The organism is Thermus parvatiensis (genome assembly GCF_001535545.1).
Lineage (GTDB): Bacteria > Deinococcota > Deinococci > Deinococcales > Thermaceae > Thermus > Thermus parvatiensis.
The window spans coordinates 1,683,503-1,702,160 of sequence record NZ_CP014141.1; the positions used below are offsets into that span (position 1 = coordinate 1,683,503).

Below are 18,658 nucleotides of genomic sequence, written 5' to 3' on the forward strand. Positions count from 1 at the left end.
AAAGCATGGGGCCCCGGCAAAAGGTCCCTGCTAGGGTTTGTGGGCCGAAGGAAGCGAGGGTATGACTGGCCTCAGGTCCGGATGGGAGGCATAATAGGGTATGCGCCCCATCGCCCTCCTCTTCCTCCTCGGCCTCGCCTTGGGGCAGAGCGCTCCCCTGGAGGCGGTCCTCGTCCTGCGGGAGAACGTCCTCGAGGAGGGGCGGCTCGTGGCCTACACCGGAACCCAACGCTACCCCGTGGCCTCGGAAGGAGAGCTTCTCCGCCTCCTGGACCGGCTCGCCCGGCCGCCCCGGCCCCCCGGTTTATCTACCAGGACGGGCGGTGGCAGGGTGTGGAGAAGAAGGGCCTCGCCTTTGACCGGGAGGAGGCCTTAAAGGCCTTCCGCGAGGCCCGAGCGCAGGGGAAAAAGCGCTTCCTCCTCCCGGTGCGCTACACGCCCCCTTCCCCAAGCCTTGAGGACCTCTACGCCCTCGGGGTGCGGGAGCACCTGGCCACGGCGGAGACGGGCTTTTGGGGCTCGAGCCCCGAGCGGGTCCACAACATCCGCCTGGCGGCGAGCCGCTTGGACGGCCTCCTCGTCCCCCCAGGCCCCTTCTCCTTCAACCGGGCCCTGGGGCCCATTGCCCTCGAGGCCGGGTTCAAGGAGGCCTACGTCATCGTGGGGGACCGGACGGAAATCGGCGTGGGGGGCGGGGTGTGCCAGGTCTCCACCACCCTCTTCCGGGCCTTCTTCTTCGCCGGCCTCCCCATCCTGGAACGCCACGCCCACAGCTACCAGGTGGCCTACTATAAGCCCCCCGGGCTGGACGCCGCCGTGATCCAGCCCTACAAGGACCTCAAGGTCCTGAACGACACCCCCGGGGCCCTCTGGATCCAGGCCTCGGTGCAGGAAGGCCGCCTCCGCTTCCACCTCTTCGGCACCAAGGACCGGGAGGTGGCCTGGGAGGGCCCCTTCATCACGGACCGCAAGCCCCCCCTCCCCCCCCGGGAGATCCCCGACCCCACCCTTCCCCCGGGGGCGCGCAAGCAGGTGGACTTCGCCGCCGAAGGGGCCAAGGTGGTGGTCCGCCGCCGCGTGCGCTACGGGGACGGGCGCGTCCGGGAGGACCAGGTGGTGAGCGTCTACCGCCCCTGGGGGGCAGTCTATCTGGTGGGGCCTAGCCCAGCTCCAGAAGCACCGCCCGCTCCACCGGAAGAAGCCGGTGCGGCTCCGTGACCCGGGCCGCCTCCCCGCGGCGCAGGTGCAGGTACCGGCCCTCGGGCAGGTCCACCACGAGCTCCCCCTCCAGGAGGAGGTAGAAGGCCGGCCCCGGCCGCTCCAGCCCCTCCCTCAAGGTGTAGGCCCTAAGCCCCGGTACCCCCGGGACCTCCACCTGGCCCTCCCGGGCGAGGCGCAGGAGGTGGAGCTTGAAGCTCGCCATCACGCCCGGACCGGCTCCTTCCGGGCCTTGCCCTTGCGCATGCGGAGCTTGAAGAGGGCCCGCCGGGCAAGCCGCGCCTCCTCCTCGGCCAGGGCCTCCCCCCGGGCCAGGGCCTCCACCGCCCGGCGCTCCTCGGGGGAAAGCCCGGGGAGGAAGGGGACGAGCTCCTCCCAGTCCTTAGGGGGGGCGAGGGGGGGCTTGCCCTTCCCCCGGGACCGCCCTTTCTTGGCCTCCTTGGGGGCGGGAAGGAGGCTCGGCTCGTGCTCCGGGCAGGCGGGGTTGAGGCAGAAGGCCTTCTCCCCTTTCTTCACCAGGGGCCAACCGCAGGCGGGGCAGGCCTCCTCCAGGAGGGGGTAGAAGGAGAGAAAGTCGCAAGCGTTGTTCTCGCACTTGTAGTAGGGCCTGCCCCTCCGGCTCCGCTTTTCCAGAACCCGGCCCCCGCACTTGGGGCAGGTGTGGCCCGTGGGGGTCCCGTCGTCCCGGGTGTAGTCGCACTCGGGGTAGCCGGAGCAGGCGATGAAAGCGCCGTAGCGGCCCTCCTTCCTGAGGAGGGGGCGGCCGCACTTGGGGCAGGCCTCCCCGATGGGCTCCGCCTCCCGCCTTTCCAGGGGCTCGGTGTAGGTGCACTCCGGGTAGCCCGTGCACCCCAGGAACTGGCCGTAGCGGCTCACCTTGAGCTCCAAGGGCCTGCCGCACCGGGGGCAGGTCTTCTTGGGCACCTGGGCGAGCTCCCCCAAAAAGGGTTCATAGAACTCCCAGACCACCTTGGGCCAGGGAACGCGCCCCTCCTCCACCTCGTCCAGCCGCTCCTCCATCCGGGCGGTGAACTCGTAGGCCACCACCTGGGGGAACCTTTCCCGCAGGTAGGCGGTGACCTGGCGGCCCAGGGGGGTGGGGAAAAGGGTCCGCCCTTTTCGGGCCACGTACCCCCGCTTTTCCAGGGTCTCGAGGGTGGGGGCGTAGGTGGAAGGGCGGCCGATCCCCAGCTCCTCCATGGTCTTCACCAGGCTGGCGTCGGTGTAGCGGGGCGGGGGCTCGGTGAAGCGCCGCTCCTCCTGGACCTCCTCAAGCCGGGCAGAAACCCCCTCGGGCACCGCGGGGACGGGGGGCTCCTCCTCCTCCTCGGCGTCCCGCCCCCAGGCCCGGAGGTACCCCTCAAAGCGGAGCACCGAGCCCGAGGCGCGGAAGGCGTAGCGGCCCTCGAGGTCGGCCAGGGTGACCGCCGTCTGCTCGTAGAGGGCGTCCCGCATCTGGCTCGCCAGGAAGCGGCGCCAGATGAGCTCGTAGAGGCGGTACTCCTCCTCGGACAGGTAGGGGCGGACGCTTTCCGGGGTCCTTTTGGGGTCGGTGGGGCGGATGGCCTCGTGGGCGTCCTGGACCCCTTCCCTGCGGTTCTTGTAGGCCCGCGGGGCCTCCGGCAGGTACTCCGGGCCGAAGGCCTTCCCGATCACCTCCCGGGCCGCCGCCACCGCCTCGGGGGCCACCCGCACCGAGTCCGTGCGCATGTAGGTGATGAGGCCCACGGTCCCCTCCGGCAGGTCCACCCCCTCGTAGAGGCGCTGGGCGATGCGCATGGTGCGGGCGGCGGTGTAGCCCAAGCGGCTTGAGGCGGCCTGCTGGAGGGTGGAGGTGGTGAAGGGGGGCGGGGGGGCCTTGCGCCGCTCCCGCACCTCCACCTGGGCCACCCGGTAGCTCCCCTTCCGCAGGGCCTCGGCCAGGGCATGGGCCTCGGCCTCCGAGGCGAGGTGGAGCCGGCCCTCCTTCTCCCCCTGCCCCGTCCAGAGGCGCTTCCCCTCCACCTCGTGGAGCACGGCCACCAGGGGAGCCTCCCCGCCCTCCACGGCGAAGACGCCCCGGAGGACCCAGTACTCCTCGGGCCGGAAGGCCTCAATGGCCTCCTCCCGCTCCACCACGAGCCTCAAGGCCACGCTCTGCACCCGGCCGGCCGAGAGGGCCCGCTTGCGGAACTCCAGGGAGAGGAGGGGGGAGAGGTTGTACCCGAGGAGGCGGTCCAGGACGCGCCGGGCCTGCTGGGCGTCCACCAGGTTCTGGTCAATGGGCCGCGGGGCCTCCACCGCCTGGCGGACCACCCTGGGGGTGATCTCGTGGAACTCCACCCGGAGGGGCTCCTTGGGGTCCCGCCCCAGGAGGCGGGCCACGTGCCAGCCGATGGCCTCCCCCTCCCGGTCGGGGTCGGTGGCGATGAGCAGGCGCTTGCCCTTCGCCGCCCGCTTCAGCTCCTCCACCACGGGCTTCTTGTCCTTCTTCACCTCGTAGGTGGGGGCGAAGTCCCGCTCCACGTCCACCCCCAGGCTCCGCTCGGGGAGGTCCACCACGTGCCCTAGGCTCGCCCGGACCTCGTAGCCCGGCCCCAGCATCTTTTGGATGCTCCGGGCCTTGGCCGGGGACTCCACCACCACCAGGGTCTCCGCGCCGGTGGGCTGGCTCGCGCGGCGCTTGGCGCTCTTGGGCATCGCCCCCTATTTAGGGGCCTCCTCCCGCGGCTTGTCAACCCCACGGGCCCTCGAGGTCTTGTGGTAGTCTGGAGGCTACGGGCAACATTCCAGGCCAAAGTGTGGACCCCGACACTTGCGCCCAAACCCAACCGGTAGTAGCCTTCCGGATGGGTGCCCCAAGATATGGGGTTAAGGTGGAGGTATGGATATGAGGGACGGGTATTTCTTTGACGAGCACGCGCAGGCCATCGCCAGGCGCCAGTACCTCCAGCCCGGGGACGGGGACATCCTGGGCATGTTCCGCCGCGTGGCCCGGGAGATCGCCAAGGTGGAGCGGGAGGAGGAGCGCTCCCAGTGGGAGGAGCGCTTCTTCCGCCTCATGGCGGAGAAGCGCTTCTCCCCCGGGGGGCGGATCCTCGCCGGGGCGGGCACCGTCCACGGCAACCTCCTCAACTGCTTCGTCCAGGGCGCCACGGAAAACCCCCCCGAGAGCTTCGCGGGCATCATGGAGGTGGCCAAGAAGCTCGCCCTGGTCACCAAGGTGGGCGGGGGCAACGGGGTGAACCTGGACCCCTACCGCTCCAAAGGGAAGAGGGCACGGCGGGCCGTGGAGGGCGTGGCCTACCTCTCGGCGGAACACCCCGACGTGGAGGACTTCATCCGGGGCCTGATGCGCCCGCCCATCAACCCCGACGGGGCCAAGGAGGAGATCTCCCTCAAGAACTTCGCCCGGGTGGTCTACGGCGCCCTCTCCCCTGAGCTTAAGGCCCTGGCGGAGCGCTACGGGGTGCGTACGGTCAAGGAGCCTCCGGAAGGGCGCATCCTCGTTCCCGACGACATGGGGGGGATCATTGACGCCGCCCGGGAGGCCGCGGACCTGGCGCGCAAAGGCCAGAAGCCCCACGTGGACTTCTCCCTCCTCCGCCCCGAAGGCGCCCCCATCCGGGGAAGCGGCGGGACGAGCTCGGGGCCGGTGAGCTTCCTCTTTGAGATCTTTGACAACTTCCTGGAGTGGGTGGCCTGGGGGCCGAGGAGGCGGGCCCCGTGGCCACCCTGCGCTACGTCTACGCCCCCGTGCTCCGGGTGGTCAGGCAGGGAGGGTGCCTCCATCCCGACACCCTGGTCCACACCGACCGGGGCACCTTGCGCCTCCGGGAGCTGGTGGACCCCTTCCGGCGGGGCTGGCAACCCCACACTTTAAGCGTGGCCACCGATGAGGGCTGGCGGCCGAGCCCCGAAGGCTACAACAACGGCGTGGCGCCCACCCTCCGGGTGGTGCTGGAAAACGGCCTCGAGGTCCAAGGAACCCTCAACCACAAGCTCAAGGTCCTTCGGGAGGACGGAACGCGGGAATGGGTGGAACTCCAAGACCTCAGGCCCGGAGACTGGGTGATCTGGGTGCTGGACGAGCACACGGGAACCCCGGTCCAGCTTGCCCCTCTGGACGAACCCCTCCACCCCAACACCACCCCCATCCGCACCCCGGAGGTGCTCACCGAGGACCTGGCCTTCCTCCTAGGGTTCTTCTTCGGAGAGGGCTTCGTGAGTGGGGACCGGATCGGCTTCTCCGTCCACGAGGAGGAGCCCATGCGGGAAGAAGCCAAGCGCCTCTTCCGGGAGCTCTTTGGGCTGGAGCTCCGGGAGGAACGAAAGCCCGGCGACCGGAGCGTCACCCTGGTGGTCCGGAGCCGTCCCCTGGTCACCTGGCTCAGGAAGAACGGCCTTCTCAAGGGAAAGGCCCGGGAGCTGGAGGTCCCCAGGGCCATCCGCCAAAGCCCCCGCCCTGTCCTCGCCGCCTTCCTCCGGGGCCTCTTTGAGGCCGACGGCACCATTACCGCAGGCTACCCCATGCTGACCACCGCCTCCAAACGCCTGGCCCAGGACGTGATGGTCCTCCTGGGGGGGCTTGGCATCCCCTCCAAGCTCCTCCGCTATAACCCCCTGCCGGGGCGCTTCTCCAAGGCCGAGCACTACCGGGTCCGGGTGGTAACCGCCAAGGGCCTGGAGCGCTACTTGGAGAGGATCGGGGTACCCAAGGGCTCCCGCCTAGAGGCCCTTCACGGGATCAAGCCCGACATCCGCCGGGAGTCCAGCTGGCCCCTGCCCCATGCCGAGGGGTTGCTGAAACCCCTCCTGACGGTGACGGAAAAGGGCAGGAAGGGCTACGCCTCCCCCTATACCCCCTTGCGGAAAGACCTCCTCCGGTACCTCCGGGGCGAGCGCCAGCTCACCGCCACGGGGTACGCCATGGTCCTGGAAAAGGCCCAGGACCTGGGCTTGGAAGCCGACCCCTTCCCCTTCAACGAGTACTATGTGCGGGTGGCTTCCGTGGAGCCGGGGGGCGAGATCCTCACCCTAGACCTTTCCGTGGAGGGCAACCACACTTACCTGGCCAACGGCCTGGTAAGCCACAACACCCGCCGCGGGGCCGGGATGGCCACCCTCTCCATAGAACACCCCGACCTCCTGGACTTCCTCACCGCCAAGGACCTGGACCGGGAGAAGGCGGAGGGCGACATCTCCACCTTCAACATCTCCGTCCTAGCCACCGACCGCTTCCTGGAGGCGGTGGAAAAGGACGAGCTCTGGCCCGTGACCCCCATTGAGGTCCCCGGGAAGTACTACCCCTATCCCGTAGAGGGCCCCTACACGGGCAAGCTTCCTCCCCTCCCCGAGCGGGAGGACGGGGCCAAGGCCATCCCCCTCTACGGGGGGAAGGTCCCCGCCCGGTGGCTCTGGCACGAGATCGCCTGGCACGCCTGGGCCACGGGGGAGCCGGGGCTCATCTTCGTGGACCGGGTGAACGCGCTCTCGGCCCTCAAGGGGCTCGGGGAGCGTTATTGGATCCGTTCCACTAACCCCTGTGGTGAGATCCCGCTCACCGTGGGCGAGCCCTGCGACCTCGGGGCCATGAACCTCGCCGCCTACGTGAAGGACGGGGAGTTCCAGATGGAGGAGTTCCGCCGGGACGTCCGCACCGCCATCCGCTTCCTGGACAACGTCCTGGACGTGAACAAGTTCGCCCTCCCCGACAACGAAATGGCGGCGAAGAGGCTCAGGAGGCTCGGCCTCGGCCTCATGGGCCTCGCCGATGCCCTCATCAAGATGGGCCTCCCCTACGACTCCGAGGAGGCGAGGGAGAAGGTCTACGAGATCGTCTCCGCCATGCGGGAGGAGGCCATCAAAGCCTCCGAGGCCCTCGCCGAGGAACGGGGCCCCTTCCCCCTCTACGAGGAGCACAGGGAGTACTTCCAGAGCCTCGGGATCCGCCCGCGGCGCAACGTGGCCCTCCTCACCGTGGCCCCCACGGGGACCACGAGCATGCTCATGGGGGTCTCCTCGGGGATTGAGCCCGTCTTCAGCCCCTTCGTCTGGCGCAGGATCGGCGGGGAGTACAAGCCCCTCCTCCACCCCCTCTTCGTGGAGCTCATGGAGGCCTACCCGCCCGCGCCCGGTTTCGCGAAGGAGGGGAAGTGGGACTGGGAGAAGATCGTGGAGGAGATCCAGAAGGACGGCCACGGCTCCGTGCGAAACCTTCCCTTCGTCCCCGAGGCGATCCGGCGGGTCTTCCTCTCTGCCCACGATGTCCACCCCTTGGACCACGTGCGGATGCAGGGGGTGGTCCAGCGGGCCTTTGACGCCGAGGGGTACGCCGCCAACTCCATCTCCAAGACCATCAACCTTCCCAACCACGCCACGGTGGAGGATGTGGAAGCCGCTTACACCGAGGCTTACCGCACAGGGTGCAAAGGGATCACCGTCTACCGGGACGGCTCCCGGGAGTTCCAGGTCCTCACGGTGAAGAAGGAGGAGAAGGCGGAGAAGAAGCCGGAGGAGGCAAAGCCCCAAGAGGCCAAGGCCCCCGAACCCGGCAAGCCCGTCTACGAACGGCCCGGCCGCCTCATGGGCTTCACCGACATGGTCAAACTCTTCGCCCCCGACGGGTCCAAGCGGAGCTTCCTCGTCACGGTGAACACCCTGGAGGGCCGGCCCATTGAGGTCATCCTCACCTCGGGCAAGGCCGGGGACGAGGCGAACGCCGATAGTGAAGCCTTAGGCCGGGTGGTCTCCATCGCCCTCCAGTACGGGGTGCCCCCGGAGGCCATTGTCCGGACGCTTCGGGGCATCAACGGAGGGCTTTACGGCACCTACCAGGGCAGGCTGGTCTCCAGCAAGGCGGACCTCATCGCCGTGGCCCTGGAGACCGTCCCCCAGATGGCCTCAGGGGCCCCGGAGGACCTCTCCTCCGCCCCCGTCCTCTCGGGCGGCGGGATCGCCCTGGCCGGGGCCGCCCCCTGCCCCTCCTGCGGGGAGAAGGCCCTGGTGCGGGAGGAGGGGTGCTGGAAGTGCCAGGCCTGCGGTTACGCCAAGTGCGGCTGAGCCAATCCCCGGACGCCCGGGGGAGGGCCTAGGCCGAATGCCCCCAGGGTGGCGACGCAAAAAGCGCTCGGGCCGGGTCCAAAGGCCCGGCCCCTTATACTGGCCCTGTGCGGGTCAAGATCTGCGGCATCACCCGCCTTCAGGACGCCCTCCTCGCCGAGGCCCTGGGGGCCTTCGCCTTGGGCTTCGTCTTCGCACCGGGCTCCCGCCGCAGGATCGCCCCGGAAGCCGCCCGGGCTATCTCCCAGGCCCTGGGCCCGTTCGTGGTGCGGGTAGGGGTCTTCCGCGACCAGCCGCCCGAGGAGGTGCTCCGCCTTATGGAGGAGGCCCGGCTCCAGGTGGCCCAGCTCCACGGGGAGGAGCCCCCGAGTGGGCGGAGGCCGTGGGGCGCTTCTACCCCGTGATCAAGGCCTTCCCCCTCGAGGGCCCCGCGCGGCCCGAGTGGGCGGACTACCCCGCCCAGGCCCTCCTCCTAGACGGGAAGCGCCCGGGGAGCGGGGAGGCCTACCCCCGGGCCTGGGCCAAGCCCCTCCTCGCCACGGGAAGGCGGGTCATCCTGGCGGGGGGGATTGCCCCGGAGAACCTGGAGGAGGTCCTCGCCCTCAGGCCCTACGCCCTGGACCTGGCGAGCGGGGTGGAGGAGGCCCCCGGGGTGAAGAGCGCGGAGAAGCTGCGGGCCCTCTTCGCCCGCCTCGCCTCCCTTAGGATGGAAGGGTGATCGGAAGGCGCCACCCCTACTACCCGTACCTGGAGGCGGCCCTGGAGGCGGCGAGCCTCGCCCGGGGCATCCACCTCTACTACCTGGAAAGGGGCTTCACCGAGGGGACCAAGTCCGGCCCCACCGACCTGGTGACCCAGGCGGACCGGGAGGCGGAGGAGGCGGTGAAGGGCCTCCTCCTTTCCCGCTTCCCCGAGGCGGGGTTTTTAGGGGAGGAAGGGGGGAGCGAGGGCGGGAAGGCCCTCCGCTTCATCGTGGACCCGCTGGACGGGACGGTGAACTACGCCCATGGCTTTCCCTTCTTCGCCGTATCCATCGCCCTCGAGGCCGAGGGCGCCATCCAGATGGGCGTGGTGATGGACACCGCCCGGGGGGAGGTCTTCTACGCCCTGAGGGGGGAAGGGGCCTACCTCAACGGCCGCCCCATCCGGGTCACGGGGCGGGAGAGCCTCGTGGGGAGCCTCCTCGCCACGGGCTTCCCCTACGACGTGGCCAAGGACCCGGAAAACCTCACCTACTTTGAACGGGCCCTGCGCAAGGGCCTGCTCGTCCGCAGGCCCGGGGCGGCGGCCCTGGACCTGGCCTACGTGGCCGCGGGGCGGCTTGAGGGCTTCTGGGAAGTAAAGCTGAACCCCTGGGACGTGGCGGCGGGATGGCTCCTCGTGGAGGAGGCGGGAGGAAGGGTGACGGACCTCGAGGGGAACCCCTACCGCCTGGGCAGCCGCTACATCCTCGCCACCAACGGGCGGGTCCACGAGGCCCTGCGCCGGACCCTCCTGGGCCTGGACTGAGGGCCCGCGCCTTAGGCGGGGTGCCTAGGACCTCCCCTCGGTCCGGCAGGGCGAAGCAAGCCCAAGGGGGATTAGGCACTTTCCGCCCGGGCGCGGCCGTAGCCCAAGGAGGTCTTGGCCCCCACGCCGCTATAGAAGGCGAAGCGGCCCAGGGCGGAAAGCCAAAGGGCCTCCTCCTCCGTGGCCCGGGGCAGGTGGTAGACCACCCGCCCCACGAAGCCCGCGGTGTCCACCTCCGTGCGGGCGGGGAGGGTCCGCCCCTCCAGGCTCCGCACCGTGGTCCTCTCCAAAAGGGCCTCCCTCACCCCTTCCGGGGCCTTCAGGGGGCCAAAGGCCTCGAGGCGCCGGAGGAGGCTCTCCAGCACCAACCTCGGCTCGGGGACCGGGTAGTGGACCCCTTTTCTGCGGAAGAAGGTGGGGCTGGCGAAGCGCAGGGCGAGGTCCCGGGAAGGAGGCCCCTGAAAGAGGCGGGGATAGGTGGAAACCCCCGCCCAGGGGTGCCCCTCCTGGAGCACGGCCCGCACCCGGAAAGGGGGCCCAAGCCGCACCTCCTCCCCCTCTAGGGCGTAGAGGCGGGGGGCGAGGCGGGCGTAGAGCTCCTCCCGGAGGAGGCTCACCCGGGCCCAAGCCGCCCCCTCCCGCCCCCCGAAGCCCAGGGCGAAGGGGTTTTCCCCCTGGTCGTGCACCTCCGGGGCCACCTCCCGAAGGAGGCCGTAGAAGAAGCCCCTGAGGCCCAAGGGCTCGGGGAGGCCTTCCCCCTCGAGGACCAAGACCAAGGCGGCGAGGACCACGGCTAAAACCCCAGGGAAAGGAGCCCGTGCCGGGCTTGGGCCGGGCAGGAGGGCCGGTCCGGGTCCAGGCCGATGGACGGGGCGTTCGGGCCCAGGTCCAGAAGCCGCCCGGCCCTCCGGCGGAGGTCCCCCAGAGGGCCCGCAAACCCAAAGCGCCGGACCCCCTCCCCGTAGCCTTTCAGGAGGTGGGTCGGCCTCACCTGTAGGACGTGGTCCGGGAAGTCATACGCCACGGCAGAGAGGCGCTTTCCCATGGGGAAAGGCTAGCCAAAGGCCCCCGGGGGCCGCAATCCCCTTAGGGGGTCAATCCGGTGCAGCCCCTCAGCCGCTAGGTCCACGGAACGTCACCGTCGCCTGCTCTTCGGTATGGGTGCCCGGGCCGAACGACTACCCCCTCTACTACGACTCCAGCAACTCCAAGGTCCTCTCGGCGGTGGCCACGATTGACACCACACCCTTACCGCTCAACCACGTGGGGCCCCAACAGGTCCCCCTCACGCCGCAGAGCCTGGCTCCCCTCTTGAATCCCCACTCTTCCACGGGCTACTGAGCGAAAAGCCGAGCCTCCCGCCCCAGGGCGGGAGGCTTTTCTGGTGGAGCCGAGGGGATTCGAACCCCTGACCTCCTGAGTGCGATTCAGGCGCGCTCCCAACTGCGCCACGGCCCCGCGCGCCCTATATGGTACCGAGGGGCTTGGGCCTTGTCTAGTCCCCCTCCTTGAGCCGCACCTCCACCCGGCCCTTCTTGTCCTTCACGGAGAGCTTGGCCTTGGCCTTACCCTTGCGGTACTCCGCCTTCCACTCGCCCTTCTTGACCTCGTACTTCACCCGCACCCAGCCCCGGCGGCGGAGGTCCAGGTCGTGGTAGCGGAAAACGGCCTCCGCCTGGGAAGCCTGGTAAACCACCACGATCCCCTGGGGCTCGGTAACCCGCTCCACCACCACCGCCTGGGGGAAGAGGTCCACCACCAAGGAGGCGGTAACCCTGAGCTCCAAAGCCCAGGCCAGGGCCAGGAAGGGAAGGAACGCCAGCCACCGCTTCATGCCCCCATCTTTGCTTTCCCCCGGGGCTTTGGGGTGAGAGAAATCTAAAGTAAACTAAAACGTATGGACGAAGTCTGGCGGAAACTGGCCGAACCCTTTCCCCCGGGGGAGGTGCAGTGGCGCGTGGAAGCCCTCTCCCGGGACAAGAAGCGGGCCTTGGTGGTCCCCTACGTGGACGCCCGCACCGTGTTGGACCGCCTGGACAAGGTGGTGGGTCCGGAAGGCTGGCACGACGCCTACGAGGTCCTCTCCGACGCGGAGCGCCTGGTGAAAGACGAAAGGGGCGAGAGGCGGGAGCGCCTTTGCGAGGTCAAGTGCCGCCTCACCGTCCTCGGGGTCACCAAGGAGGACGTGGGGGAGGGGGACTCCCTCAAGGCCGCCTTCTCCGACGCCCTCAAACGGGCGGCGGTGAAGTTCGGGGTGGGGCGGTACCTCTACCGCTTGGAGAAGCAGTGGGTGGACTACGACCCCGAGAAGGGCCGCTTCACTCCGCCCAAGCTCCCCGAGACGGAGCCGGAGGCCGAGGGCGAGGAGAAGCCGGAGGCCCACCGCCTCATTGACCAGCTCCTGGAAAGGCTCAAAGAGAAGGGGCTGGGCAAGGAGGCAGCCCAGATCGTGAACAAGTACGGGGGCTACGGCAAGACCCCGGAGGAAACGCGCAAGCTCTACGGGGAGCTTCGCAACCTTCTGAAGGGATGAGGGTCATCGCCCTCGGGGACCTCCACGCCAACTTCCCCCTCCTCTGGCGGATCCTGCGCCGGGAGGGGCTCGCCGACGAAGGCTTCCGCCCCACGGAGGCCCTGCGCTCGGGGCGGGTGCGCCTCGTCCTCCTGGGGGACCTGGTCCACCCCAAGACCCCGGGGGACTACGCGCGGCTCACGGGCCTCGAGGCCTACGACCCCGAAGACCCCTTCCACCTCCGCCTGGCGGCGGGGGCGCAGATCCGGGAACTCTTCCGCCTGAAGGCCTTCCAGGAGGAGGCGGGGGACCACGTCACCATCCTCCTTGGCAACCACGAGGCCGCCCTCCTGGAGGGAAGCCCCATCCTGGGCAACCGGCACCTTAAGCACCTGGAGTTCCACCCGGAGCACGGGGGGAAGGCCCTCCCCGAGGCCTTGCGGTCCTGGATGGCCTCCTTCCCCAAGGAGCTCGTTCTAAAGGGCGTCCACTTCGCCCACGTGGGCCCCGTGCCCTGGCTCCAGGAGTACGACGACCTCTTTTACGCCCAGAACGAGGCCAAGACCTGGTGGTTCCTCACCCCCGAGTACGTGGAACGGATGGGCTACCGCTACGGGGTCTACGGGCACACCCCTATGCCGGACGGCATCCTCCTCAAGGACCGCTTCGCCCTCATTGACGCCCTGGACCTGGGGGAGTACTTGGCCTTAGACCTCGAGGCCGACCCCCCGAGGCCCGAGGTGCGGCGCCTCCATGGATAAGCTCACCTCGCCCCAAAGCGTCCGCGCCCTCCTTGAGCGGCACGGGCTCTTCGCCGACAAGCGCTTCGGCCAGAACTTCCTGGTCTCCGAAGCCCACCTCCGGCGCATCGTGGAGGCGGCCCGGCCCTTCACCGGGCCCGTCTTTGAGGTGGGGCCTGGGCTTGGGGCCCTCACCCGGGCCCTCCTCGAGGCCGGGGCCGAGGTGACGGCCATAGAGAAGGACCTGCGCCTGAGGCCCGTCCTGGAGGAGACCCTTTTCGGCCTCCCGGTGCGCCTCGTCTTCCAGGACGCCCTCCTCTACTCCTGGGAGGAGGTGCCCCAGGGGAGCCTCCTCGTGGCCAACCTCCCCTACAACATCGCCACCCCCCTGGTCACCCGCCTCCTCAAGACCGGGCGCTTCGCCCGCCTCGTCTTCCTCGTGCAGAAGGAGGTGGCCGAGCGCATGACCGCGAGGCCCAAGACCCCGGCCTACGGGGTCCTCACCCTCCGGGTAGCCCACCACGCCGTGGCGGAGAGGCTCTTTGACCTCCCCCCGGGGGCCTTCTTTCCCCCGCCCAAGGTGTGGAGCAGCCTGGTGCGCCTGACCCCCAAGGGGGTACCCGACGACCCCGGGCTCTTCCGCCTCCTAGAGGCGGCCTTCGGCCAGAGGCGGAAGACGCTGAAAAACGCCCTGATGGGAGCAGGCTACCCCAGGGAAGCGGTGGAGGCCGCCCTTAAGGCCCTGGGCCTCCCCGAGCAGGTGCGGGCAGAGGAGCTTGGCCTGGAGGCCTTCCGCCGCCTGAAGGCTCTCCTCTCCCCCCAGCCCTAGGCGGGAATCCTACACCGCAGTGTAGGCTTAAACCTCACGATAAGCAGCGCACTTACACCGATTAGCCCCCGGGTCGGTGTAGCCCGCCCCTTTTGTCTCGGGGGTAGGGTGGTAAGATGGGCGGGAAAGGAGGCGGGGTCCTTTGGCTCCACTGGGTCCCCGCCTCGTGAAGAGATGCACGAAAGGAGGGGACCTTGGCGCCGATCACAGAGTACGTGAACGTCCTCATCTACCTTGGGGTGGCCCTCTTCATCGGGGTGGCGGCCCTGGGGGTGGGGGCTATTCTGGGCCCCAAGAAACCGGGCAGGGCCAAGCTCATGCCCTACGAGTCGGGGAACGACCCCGCGGGGGAGGTGAAGCGCTTTCCCGTCCACTTCTACGTGGTGGCCATGCTCTTCATCCTCTTTGACGTGGAGGTGGCCTTCCTCTGGCCCTACGCCGTGAGCGCGGGCGGGCTTGGCCTCTATGGCTTCCTCGGGGTCCTCGCCTTCACCCTCCTCCTCTTCGTGGGCTTCCTCTACGAGTGGTGGAAGGGGGTGATGCGGTGGCACTGAAGGACCTTTTTGAGCGGGACGTCCAGGAGCTGGAACGGGAGGGGATCCTCTTCACCACCCTGGAGAAGCTCGTGGCCTGGGGGCGGAGCAACTCCCTGTGGCCCGCCACCTTCGGCCTCGCCTGCTGCGCCATTGAGATGATGGCCTCCACGGACGCCCGCAACGACCTGGCCCGCTTCGGCAGCGAGGTCTTCCGCGCAAGCCCCCGCCAGGCGGACGTGATGATCGTGGCCGGGAGGCTTTCCAAGAAAATGGCCCCGGTGATGCGCCGGGTCTGGGAGCAGATGCCCGACCCCAAGTGGGTGATCTCCATGGGGGCCTGCGCGAGCTCGGGCGGGATGTTCAACAACTACGCCATCGTGCAGAACGTGGACTCGGTGGTGCCCGTGGACGTCTACGTCCCCGGCTGCCCCCCCAGGCCCGAGGCCCTGATCTACGCGGTGATGCAGCTGCAGAAGAAGGTGCGGGGCCAGGCCTACAACGAGCGGGGAGAGAGGCTTCCCCCGGTGGCGGCCTGGAAGCGGACGAGGGGGTGAGGCATGCGGCTTGAGCGCGTCCTGGAAGAGGCCCGGGCCAAGGGCTACCCCATAGAGGACAACGGCCTCGGCAACCTCTGGGTGGTCCTGCCCAAGGAACGCTTCAAGGAGGAGATGGCCCACTACAAGGCCATGGGGTTCAACTTCCTGGCCGACATCGTGGGCTTGGACTACCTGACCTACCCGGACCCCCGCCCCGAGCGCTTCGCCGTGGTCTACGAGCTCGTCTCCCTCCCGGGCTGGAAGGACGGGGACGGAAGCCGCTTCTTCGTGCGGGTCTACGTGCCCGAAGAGGACCCCAGGCTCCCCACGGTCACCGACCTCTGGGGGAGCGCCAATTTCCTGGAAAGAGAGGTCTACGACCTCTTCGGCATCGTCTTTGAAGGCCACCCCGACCTCCGCAAGATCCTCACCCCGGAGGACCTCGAGGGCCACCCCCTGCGCAAGGACTACCCCTTGGGGGAGACCCCCACCCTCTTCCGCGAGGGGCGGTACATCATCCCGGCAGAGTTCCGCGCCGCCCTCACCGGCAAAGACCCCGGCCTCACCCTCTACAAGGGCGGGAGCCGCAAGGGCTACAGGTCCCTTTGGGCCGACCTGAAGAAGGCCCGGGAGGTTAAAGGATGAGGGAAGAGTTCCTGGAGGAGATCCCCCTAGACGCCCCCCCGGAGGAGGCCAAGGAGCTCCGTACCGAGGTGATGACCCTGAACGTGGGCCCCCAGCACCCCTCCACCCACGGGGTGCTCCGCCTCATGGTGACCCTCTCCGGGGAGGAGGTCCTGGAGGTGGTGCCCCACATCGGCTACCTTCACACGGGCTTTGAGAAGACCATGGAGCACCGCACCTACCTCCAGAACATCACCTACACGCCCCGGATGGACTACCTGCACTCCTTCGCCCACGACCTGGCTTACGCCCTGGCGGTGGAGAAGCTCGTGGGGGCCGTGGTGCCGCCCCGGGCGGAAACCATAAGGGTCATCCTCAACGAGCTTTCCCGCCTGGCAAGCCACCTGGTCTTCCTGGGGACGGGGCTTTTGGACCTCGGGGCCCTCACCCCCTTCTTCTACGCCTTCCGCGAGCGCGAGACCATCCTGGACCTCTTTGAGTGGGTCACGGGCCAGCGCTTCCACCACAACTACATCCGCATCGGCGGGGTCAAGGAAGACCTTCCCGAGGAGTTCGTCCCCGAGCTCAAGAAGTTCCTGGAGGTCATGCCCCACCGCATTGACGAGTACGAGGCCCTCTTCGCCGAAAGCCCCATCTTCTACGAGAGGGCCCGGGGCGTGGGGGTGATCCCGCCCGAGGTGGCCATTGACCTCGGCCTCACCGGAGGGTCCTTAAGGGCGAGCGGGGTGAACTACGACGTGCGCAAGGCCTACCCCTACTCGGGGTACGAGACCTACCAGTTTGACGTACCCTTGGGGGAGCACGGGGACGTGTTTGACCGGATGATCATCCGCATCCGGGAGATGCGGGAGTCCGTGAAGATCATCAAGCAGGCCCTGGAGCGGCTGGAGCCGGGCCCCGTTCGCGACCCCAACCCCCAGATCACCCCGCCCCAAGACCCCTCCTGGAGACCTCCATGGAGGCGGTCATCTACCACTTCAAACACTACACCGAGGGCTTCCACCCCCCAAGGGGGAGGTCTACGTGCCCACGGAGTCGGCCCGCGGGGAGCTCGGCTACTACATCGTCTCCGACGGCGGCTCCATGCCCTACCGGGTCAAGGTGCGGGCCCCCAGCTTCGTCAACCTGCAAAGCCTCCCCTACGCCTGCAAGGGGGAGCAGGTGCCGGACATGGTGGCCATCATCGCAAGCCTCGACCCCGTGATGGGGGACGTGGACCGATAGGAGGGAAGATGGGGTTTTTTGACGACAAGCAGGACTTTTTGGAGGAAACCTTCGCCAAGTACCCGCCGGAAGGGCGCCGCGCCGCCATCATGCCCCTTCTTCGGCGGGTGCAGCAGGAGGAAGGTTGGATCCGGCCCGAGCGGATAGAGGAGATCGCCCGCCTGGTGGGCACCACCCCCACGGAGGTCATGGGGGTGGCGAGCTTCTACTCCTACTACCAGTTCGTGCCCACGGGGAAGTACCACCTCCAGGTCTGCGCCACCCTCTCCTGCAAGCTCGCCGGGGCCGAGGAGCTTTGGGACTACCTCACAGAGGAGCTGGGCATCGGCCCGGGAGAGGTGACCCCGGACGGGCTTTTCAGCGTGCAAAAGGTGGAGTGCCTGGGAAGCTGCCACACCGCCCCCGTGATCCAGGTGAACGACGAGCCCTACGTGGAGTGCGTGACCCGGGCGAGGCTTAAGGCCCTTCTCGCAGGCCTTAGGGCGGGGAAGCGGCTTGAGGAGATTGAGCTTCCCGGCAAGTGCGGGCACCACGTGCACGAGGTGGAGGTATGACCGGGCCCATCGTATCCGGAAAGGACCCCCGGTTTGAGCGGACCCTCTACGCCCACGTGGGGAAGGAGGGGTCCTGGACCCTGGACTACTACCTCCGGCACGGGGGGTACGAGACGGCGAAGCGGGTGCTCAAGGAGAAGACCCCGGACGAGGTCATAGAGGAGGTGAAGCGCTCCGGGCTTAGGGGCCGAGGCGGGGCGGGCTTCCCCACGGGGCTTAAGTGGAGCTTCATGCCCAAGGACGACGGGAAGCAGCACTACCTCATCTGCAACGCCGACGAGTCCGAGCCCGGGAGCTTCAAGGACCGCTACATCCTGGAGGACGTCCCCCACCTCCTCATTGAGGGGATGATCCTCGCCGGGTACGCCATCCGGGCCACGGTGGGCTACATCTACGTCCGCGGGGAGTACCGCAGGGCGGCGGACCGGCTAGAACAAGCCATCAAGGAGGCCCGGGCCCGGGGCTACCTGGGGAAGAACCTCTTCGGCACGGACTTCTCCTTTGACCTCCACGTCCACCGGGGGGCCGGGGCCTACATCTGCGGGGAGGAAACCGCCCTCATGAACTCCTTAGAGGGCCTCAGGGCCAACCCCCGGCTCAAGCCCCCCTTCCCCGCCCAGTCGGGCCTTTGGGGCAAGCCCACCACCATCAACAACGTGGAGACCCTGGCCTCCGTGGTGCCCATCCTGGAGCGGGGGGCGGACTGGTTCGCCCAGATGGGCACGGAGCAGTCCAAGGGGATGAAGCTCTACCAGATCTCCGGGCCCGTGAAGCGCCCCGGGGTGTACGAGCTCCCCATGGGCACCACCTTGCGGGAACTCATCTACGAGTGGGCGGGAGGGCCTCTGGAGCCCATCCAGGCCCTCATCCCCGGGGGGTCCTCCACCCCGCCTTTGCCCTTCACCGAGGAGGTCCTGGACACCCCCATGAGCTACGAGCACCTCCAGGCCAAGGGCTCCATGCTGGGCACGGGCGGGGTCATCCTCATCCCGGAGCGGGTGAGCATGGTGGACGCCATGTGGAACCTCACCCGCTTCTACGCCCACGAGTCCTGCGGCAAGTGCACCCCCTGCCGCGAGGGCGTGGCGGGGTTCATGGTGAACCTCTTCGCCAAGATCGGCACCGGCCAAGGGGAGGAGAAGGACGTGGAGAACCTGGAAGCCCTCCTCCCCCTCATTGAGGGGCGGAGCTTCTGCCCCTTGGCGGACGCGGCGGTGTGGCCGGTGAAGGGCTCGCTAAGGCACTTCAAGGACCAGTACCTGGCCCTGGCGCGGGAGAAGCGCCCCGTGCCCAGGCCTTCCCTCTGGAGGTGAG

The 18,658-nt window shown here is 68.7% G+C and carries 16 protein-coding genes, 1 tRNA gene and 4 pseudogenes; 15 read left to right on the forward strand and 6 right to left on the reverse strand.

The genetic code is table 11. The features are described from left to right. Positions 1-100: 100 nt before the first annotated feature. Positions 101-1,218, forward strand: a pseudogene (locus AV541_RS09160) (VanW family protein). On the opposite strand, the gene AV541_RS09165 reads toward AV541_RS09160, so the two are convergent. Beyond that, on the reverse strand, positions 1,160-1,423 hold the full coding sequence (locus tag AV541_RS09165; protein WP_014509855.1) for a hypothetical protein: 264 nt from the start codon (positions 1,421-1,423) through the stop codon (positions 1,160-1,162). The pseudogene AV541_RS09160 and the gene AV541_RS09165 sit on opposite strands and share 59 nt — an antisense overlap. Continuing rightward, complete coding sequence (gene topA, locus AV541_RS09170) at positions 1,423-3,897, reverse strand: type I DNA topoisomerase (protein ID WP_060384739.1); 2,475 nt, start codon at positions 3,895-3,897, stop codon at positions 1,423-1,425. The genes AV541_RS09165 and topA overlap by 1 nt, the downstream gene beginning before the upstream one ends. A gap of 190 nt (positions 3,898-4,087) precedes the next feature. Here topA and AV541_RS13660 point away from each other — a divergent pair. From AV541_RS13660 to AV541_RS09185, 4 genes and pseudogenes are all read left to right on the forward strand, one after another. Beyond that, a pseudogene (locus tag AV541_RS13660) lies at positions 4,088-4,261 on the forward strand (ribonucleotide reductase N-terminal alpha domain-containing protein); the annotation flags it as partial. Between the two features lie 662 nt (positions 4,262-4,923). Then, positions 4,924-8,259, forward strand: a complete 3,336-nt coding sequence (locus AV541_RS09175; RefSeq protein ID WP_420855374.1) for an adenosylcobalamin-dependent ribonucleoside-diphosphate reductase — start codon at positions 4,924-4,926, stop codon at positions 8,257-8,259. Positions 8,260-8,366: 107 nt separating this feature from the next. Then, positions 8,367-8,977: pseudogene (locus AV541_RS11465) on the forward strand (phosphoribosylanthranilate isomerase). Next, positions 8,974-9,768, forward strand: coding sequence for an inositol monophosphatase family protein (locus tag AV541_RS09185; protein WP_060384740.1), 795 nt, complete (start codon positions 8,974-8,976; stop codon positions 9,766-9,768). Before AV541_RS11465 ends, AV541_RS09185 begins: the two are co-directional and overlap by 4 nt. Before the next feature lie 71 nt (positions 9,769-9,839). On the opposite strand, the gene cas6 is transcribed toward AV541_RS09185, so the two are convergent. After that, positions 9,840-10,559, reverse strand: coding sequence for a CRISPR-associated endoribonuclease Cas6 (cas6, locus tag AV541_RS09190; protein ID WP_060384741.1), 720 nt, complete (start codon positions 10,557-10,559; stop codon positions 9,840-9,842). A 2-nt stretch (positions 10,560-10,561) separates the two neighbouring features. After that, a complete protein-coding gene (locus tag AV541_RS09195; protein ID WP_008631082.1) occupies positions 10,562-10,813 on the reverse strand; it encodes a hypothetical protein in 252 nt (83 codons plus the stop codon). Positions 10,814-10,929: 116 nt separating this feature from the next. Here AV541_RS09195 and AV541_RS09200 point away from each other — a divergent pair, with 116 nt between their 5' ends. Beyond that, positions 10,930-11,109, forward strand: a complete 180-nt coding sequence (locus AV541_RS09200) for a hypothetical protein (RefSeq protein WP_060384742.1) — start codon at positions 10,930-10,932, stop codon at positions 11,107-11,109. 41 nt (positions 11,110-11,150) lie between these two features. Here AV541_RS09200 and AV541_RS09205 read toward each other — a convergent pair. Both AV541_RS09205 and AV541_RS09210 read right to left on the reverse strand, forming a co-directional pair. Beyond that, positions 11,151-11,226: transfer RNA gene (locus AV541_RS09205), tRNA-Ala, on the reverse strand. Between the two features lie 37 nt (positions 11,227-11,263). Continuing rightward, positions 11,264-11,602 (reverse strand): hypothetical protein, encoded by a 339-nt coding sequence (locus tag AV541_RS09210; protein ID WP_011174276.1) that lies wholly within the window; start codon positions 11,600-11,602, stop codon positions 11,264-11,266. Positions 11,603-11,665: 63 nt separating this feature from the next. Between AV541_RS09210 and AV541_RS09215 the strand changes: the two genes are divergently transcribed. The 9 genes and pseudogenes from AV541_RS09215 to nuoF all read left to right on the forward strand — a co-directional run bounded on the left by AV541_RS09215 (position 11,666) and on the right by nuoF (position 18,657). Then, on the forward strand, positions 11,666-12,301 hold the full coding sequence (locus tag AV541_RS09215) for a Rad52/Rad22 family DNA repair protein (protein ID WP_060384743.1): 636 nt from the start codon (positions 11,666-11,668) through the stop codon (positions 12,299-12,301). Beyond that, on the forward strand, positions 12,298-13,041 hold the full coding sequence (locus AV541_RS09220; RefSeq protein WP_060384744.1) for a metallophosphoesterase: 744 nt from the start codon (positions 12,298-12,300) through the stop codon (positions 13,039-13,041). The genes AV541_RS09215 and AV541_RS09220 overlap by 4 nt, the downstream gene beginning before the upstream one ends. Beyond that, on the forward strand, positions 13,034-13,849 hold the full coding sequence (rsmA, locus tag AV541_RS09225) for a 16S rRNA (adenine(1518)-N(6)/adenine(1519)-N(6))-dimethyltransferase RsmA (RefSeq protein ID WP_060384745.1): 816 nt from the start codon (positions 13,034-13,036) through the stop codon (positions 13,847-13,849). The genes AV541_RS09220 and rsmA overlap by 8 nt, the downstream gene beginning before the upstream one ends. Positions 13,850-14,043: 194 nt before the next feature. After that, on the forward strand, positions 14,044-14,403 hold the full coding sequence (locus AV541_RS09230) for an NADH-quinone oxidoreductase subunit A (protein ID WP_008631070.1): 360 nt from the start codon (positions 14,044-14,046) through the stop codon (positions 14,401-14,403). After that, entirely contained in the window at positions 14,394-14,939 is a 546-nt protein-coding gene (locus tag AV541_RS09235) for a NuoB/complex I 20 kDa subunit family protein (RefSeq protein WP_011174271.1), read from the forward strand. Before AV541_RS09230 ends, AV541_RS09235 begins: the two co-directional genes overlap by 10 nt. Before the next feature lie 3 nt (positions 14,940-14,942). After that, positions 14,943-15,566 carry an NADH-quinone oxidoreductase subunit C gene (locus AV541_RS09240; RefSeq protein ID WP_008631066.1) on the forward strand — a complete coding sequence of 208 codons (624 nt, stop codon included), beginning with the start codon at positions 14,943-14,945 and terminating at the stop codon, positions 15,564-15,566. Beyond that, positions 15,563-16,790, forward strand: a pseudogene (nuoD, locus tag AV541_RS09245) (NADH dehydrogenase (quinone) subunit D). The gene AV541_RS09240 and the pseudogene nuoD overlap by 4 nt, the downstream one beginning before the upstream one ends. Positions 16,791-16,798: 8 nt before the next feature. Next, positions 16,799-17,344 (forward strand): NADH-quinone oxidoreductase subunit NuoE, encoded by a 546-nt coding sequence (nuoE, locus tag AV541_RS09250; protein WP_060384746.1) that lies wholly within the window; start codon positions 16,799-16,801, stop codon positions 17,342-17,344. Further along, positions 17,341-18,657, forward strand: a complete 1,317-nt coding sequence (nuoF, locus tag AV541_RS09255) for an NADH-quinone oxidoreductase subunit NuoF (RefSeq protein WP_060384747.1) — start codon at positions 17,341-17,343, stop codon at positions 18,655-18,657. Before nuoE ends, nuoF begins: the two co-directional genes overlap by 4 nt. Position 18,658 lies beyond the last annotated feature (1 nt).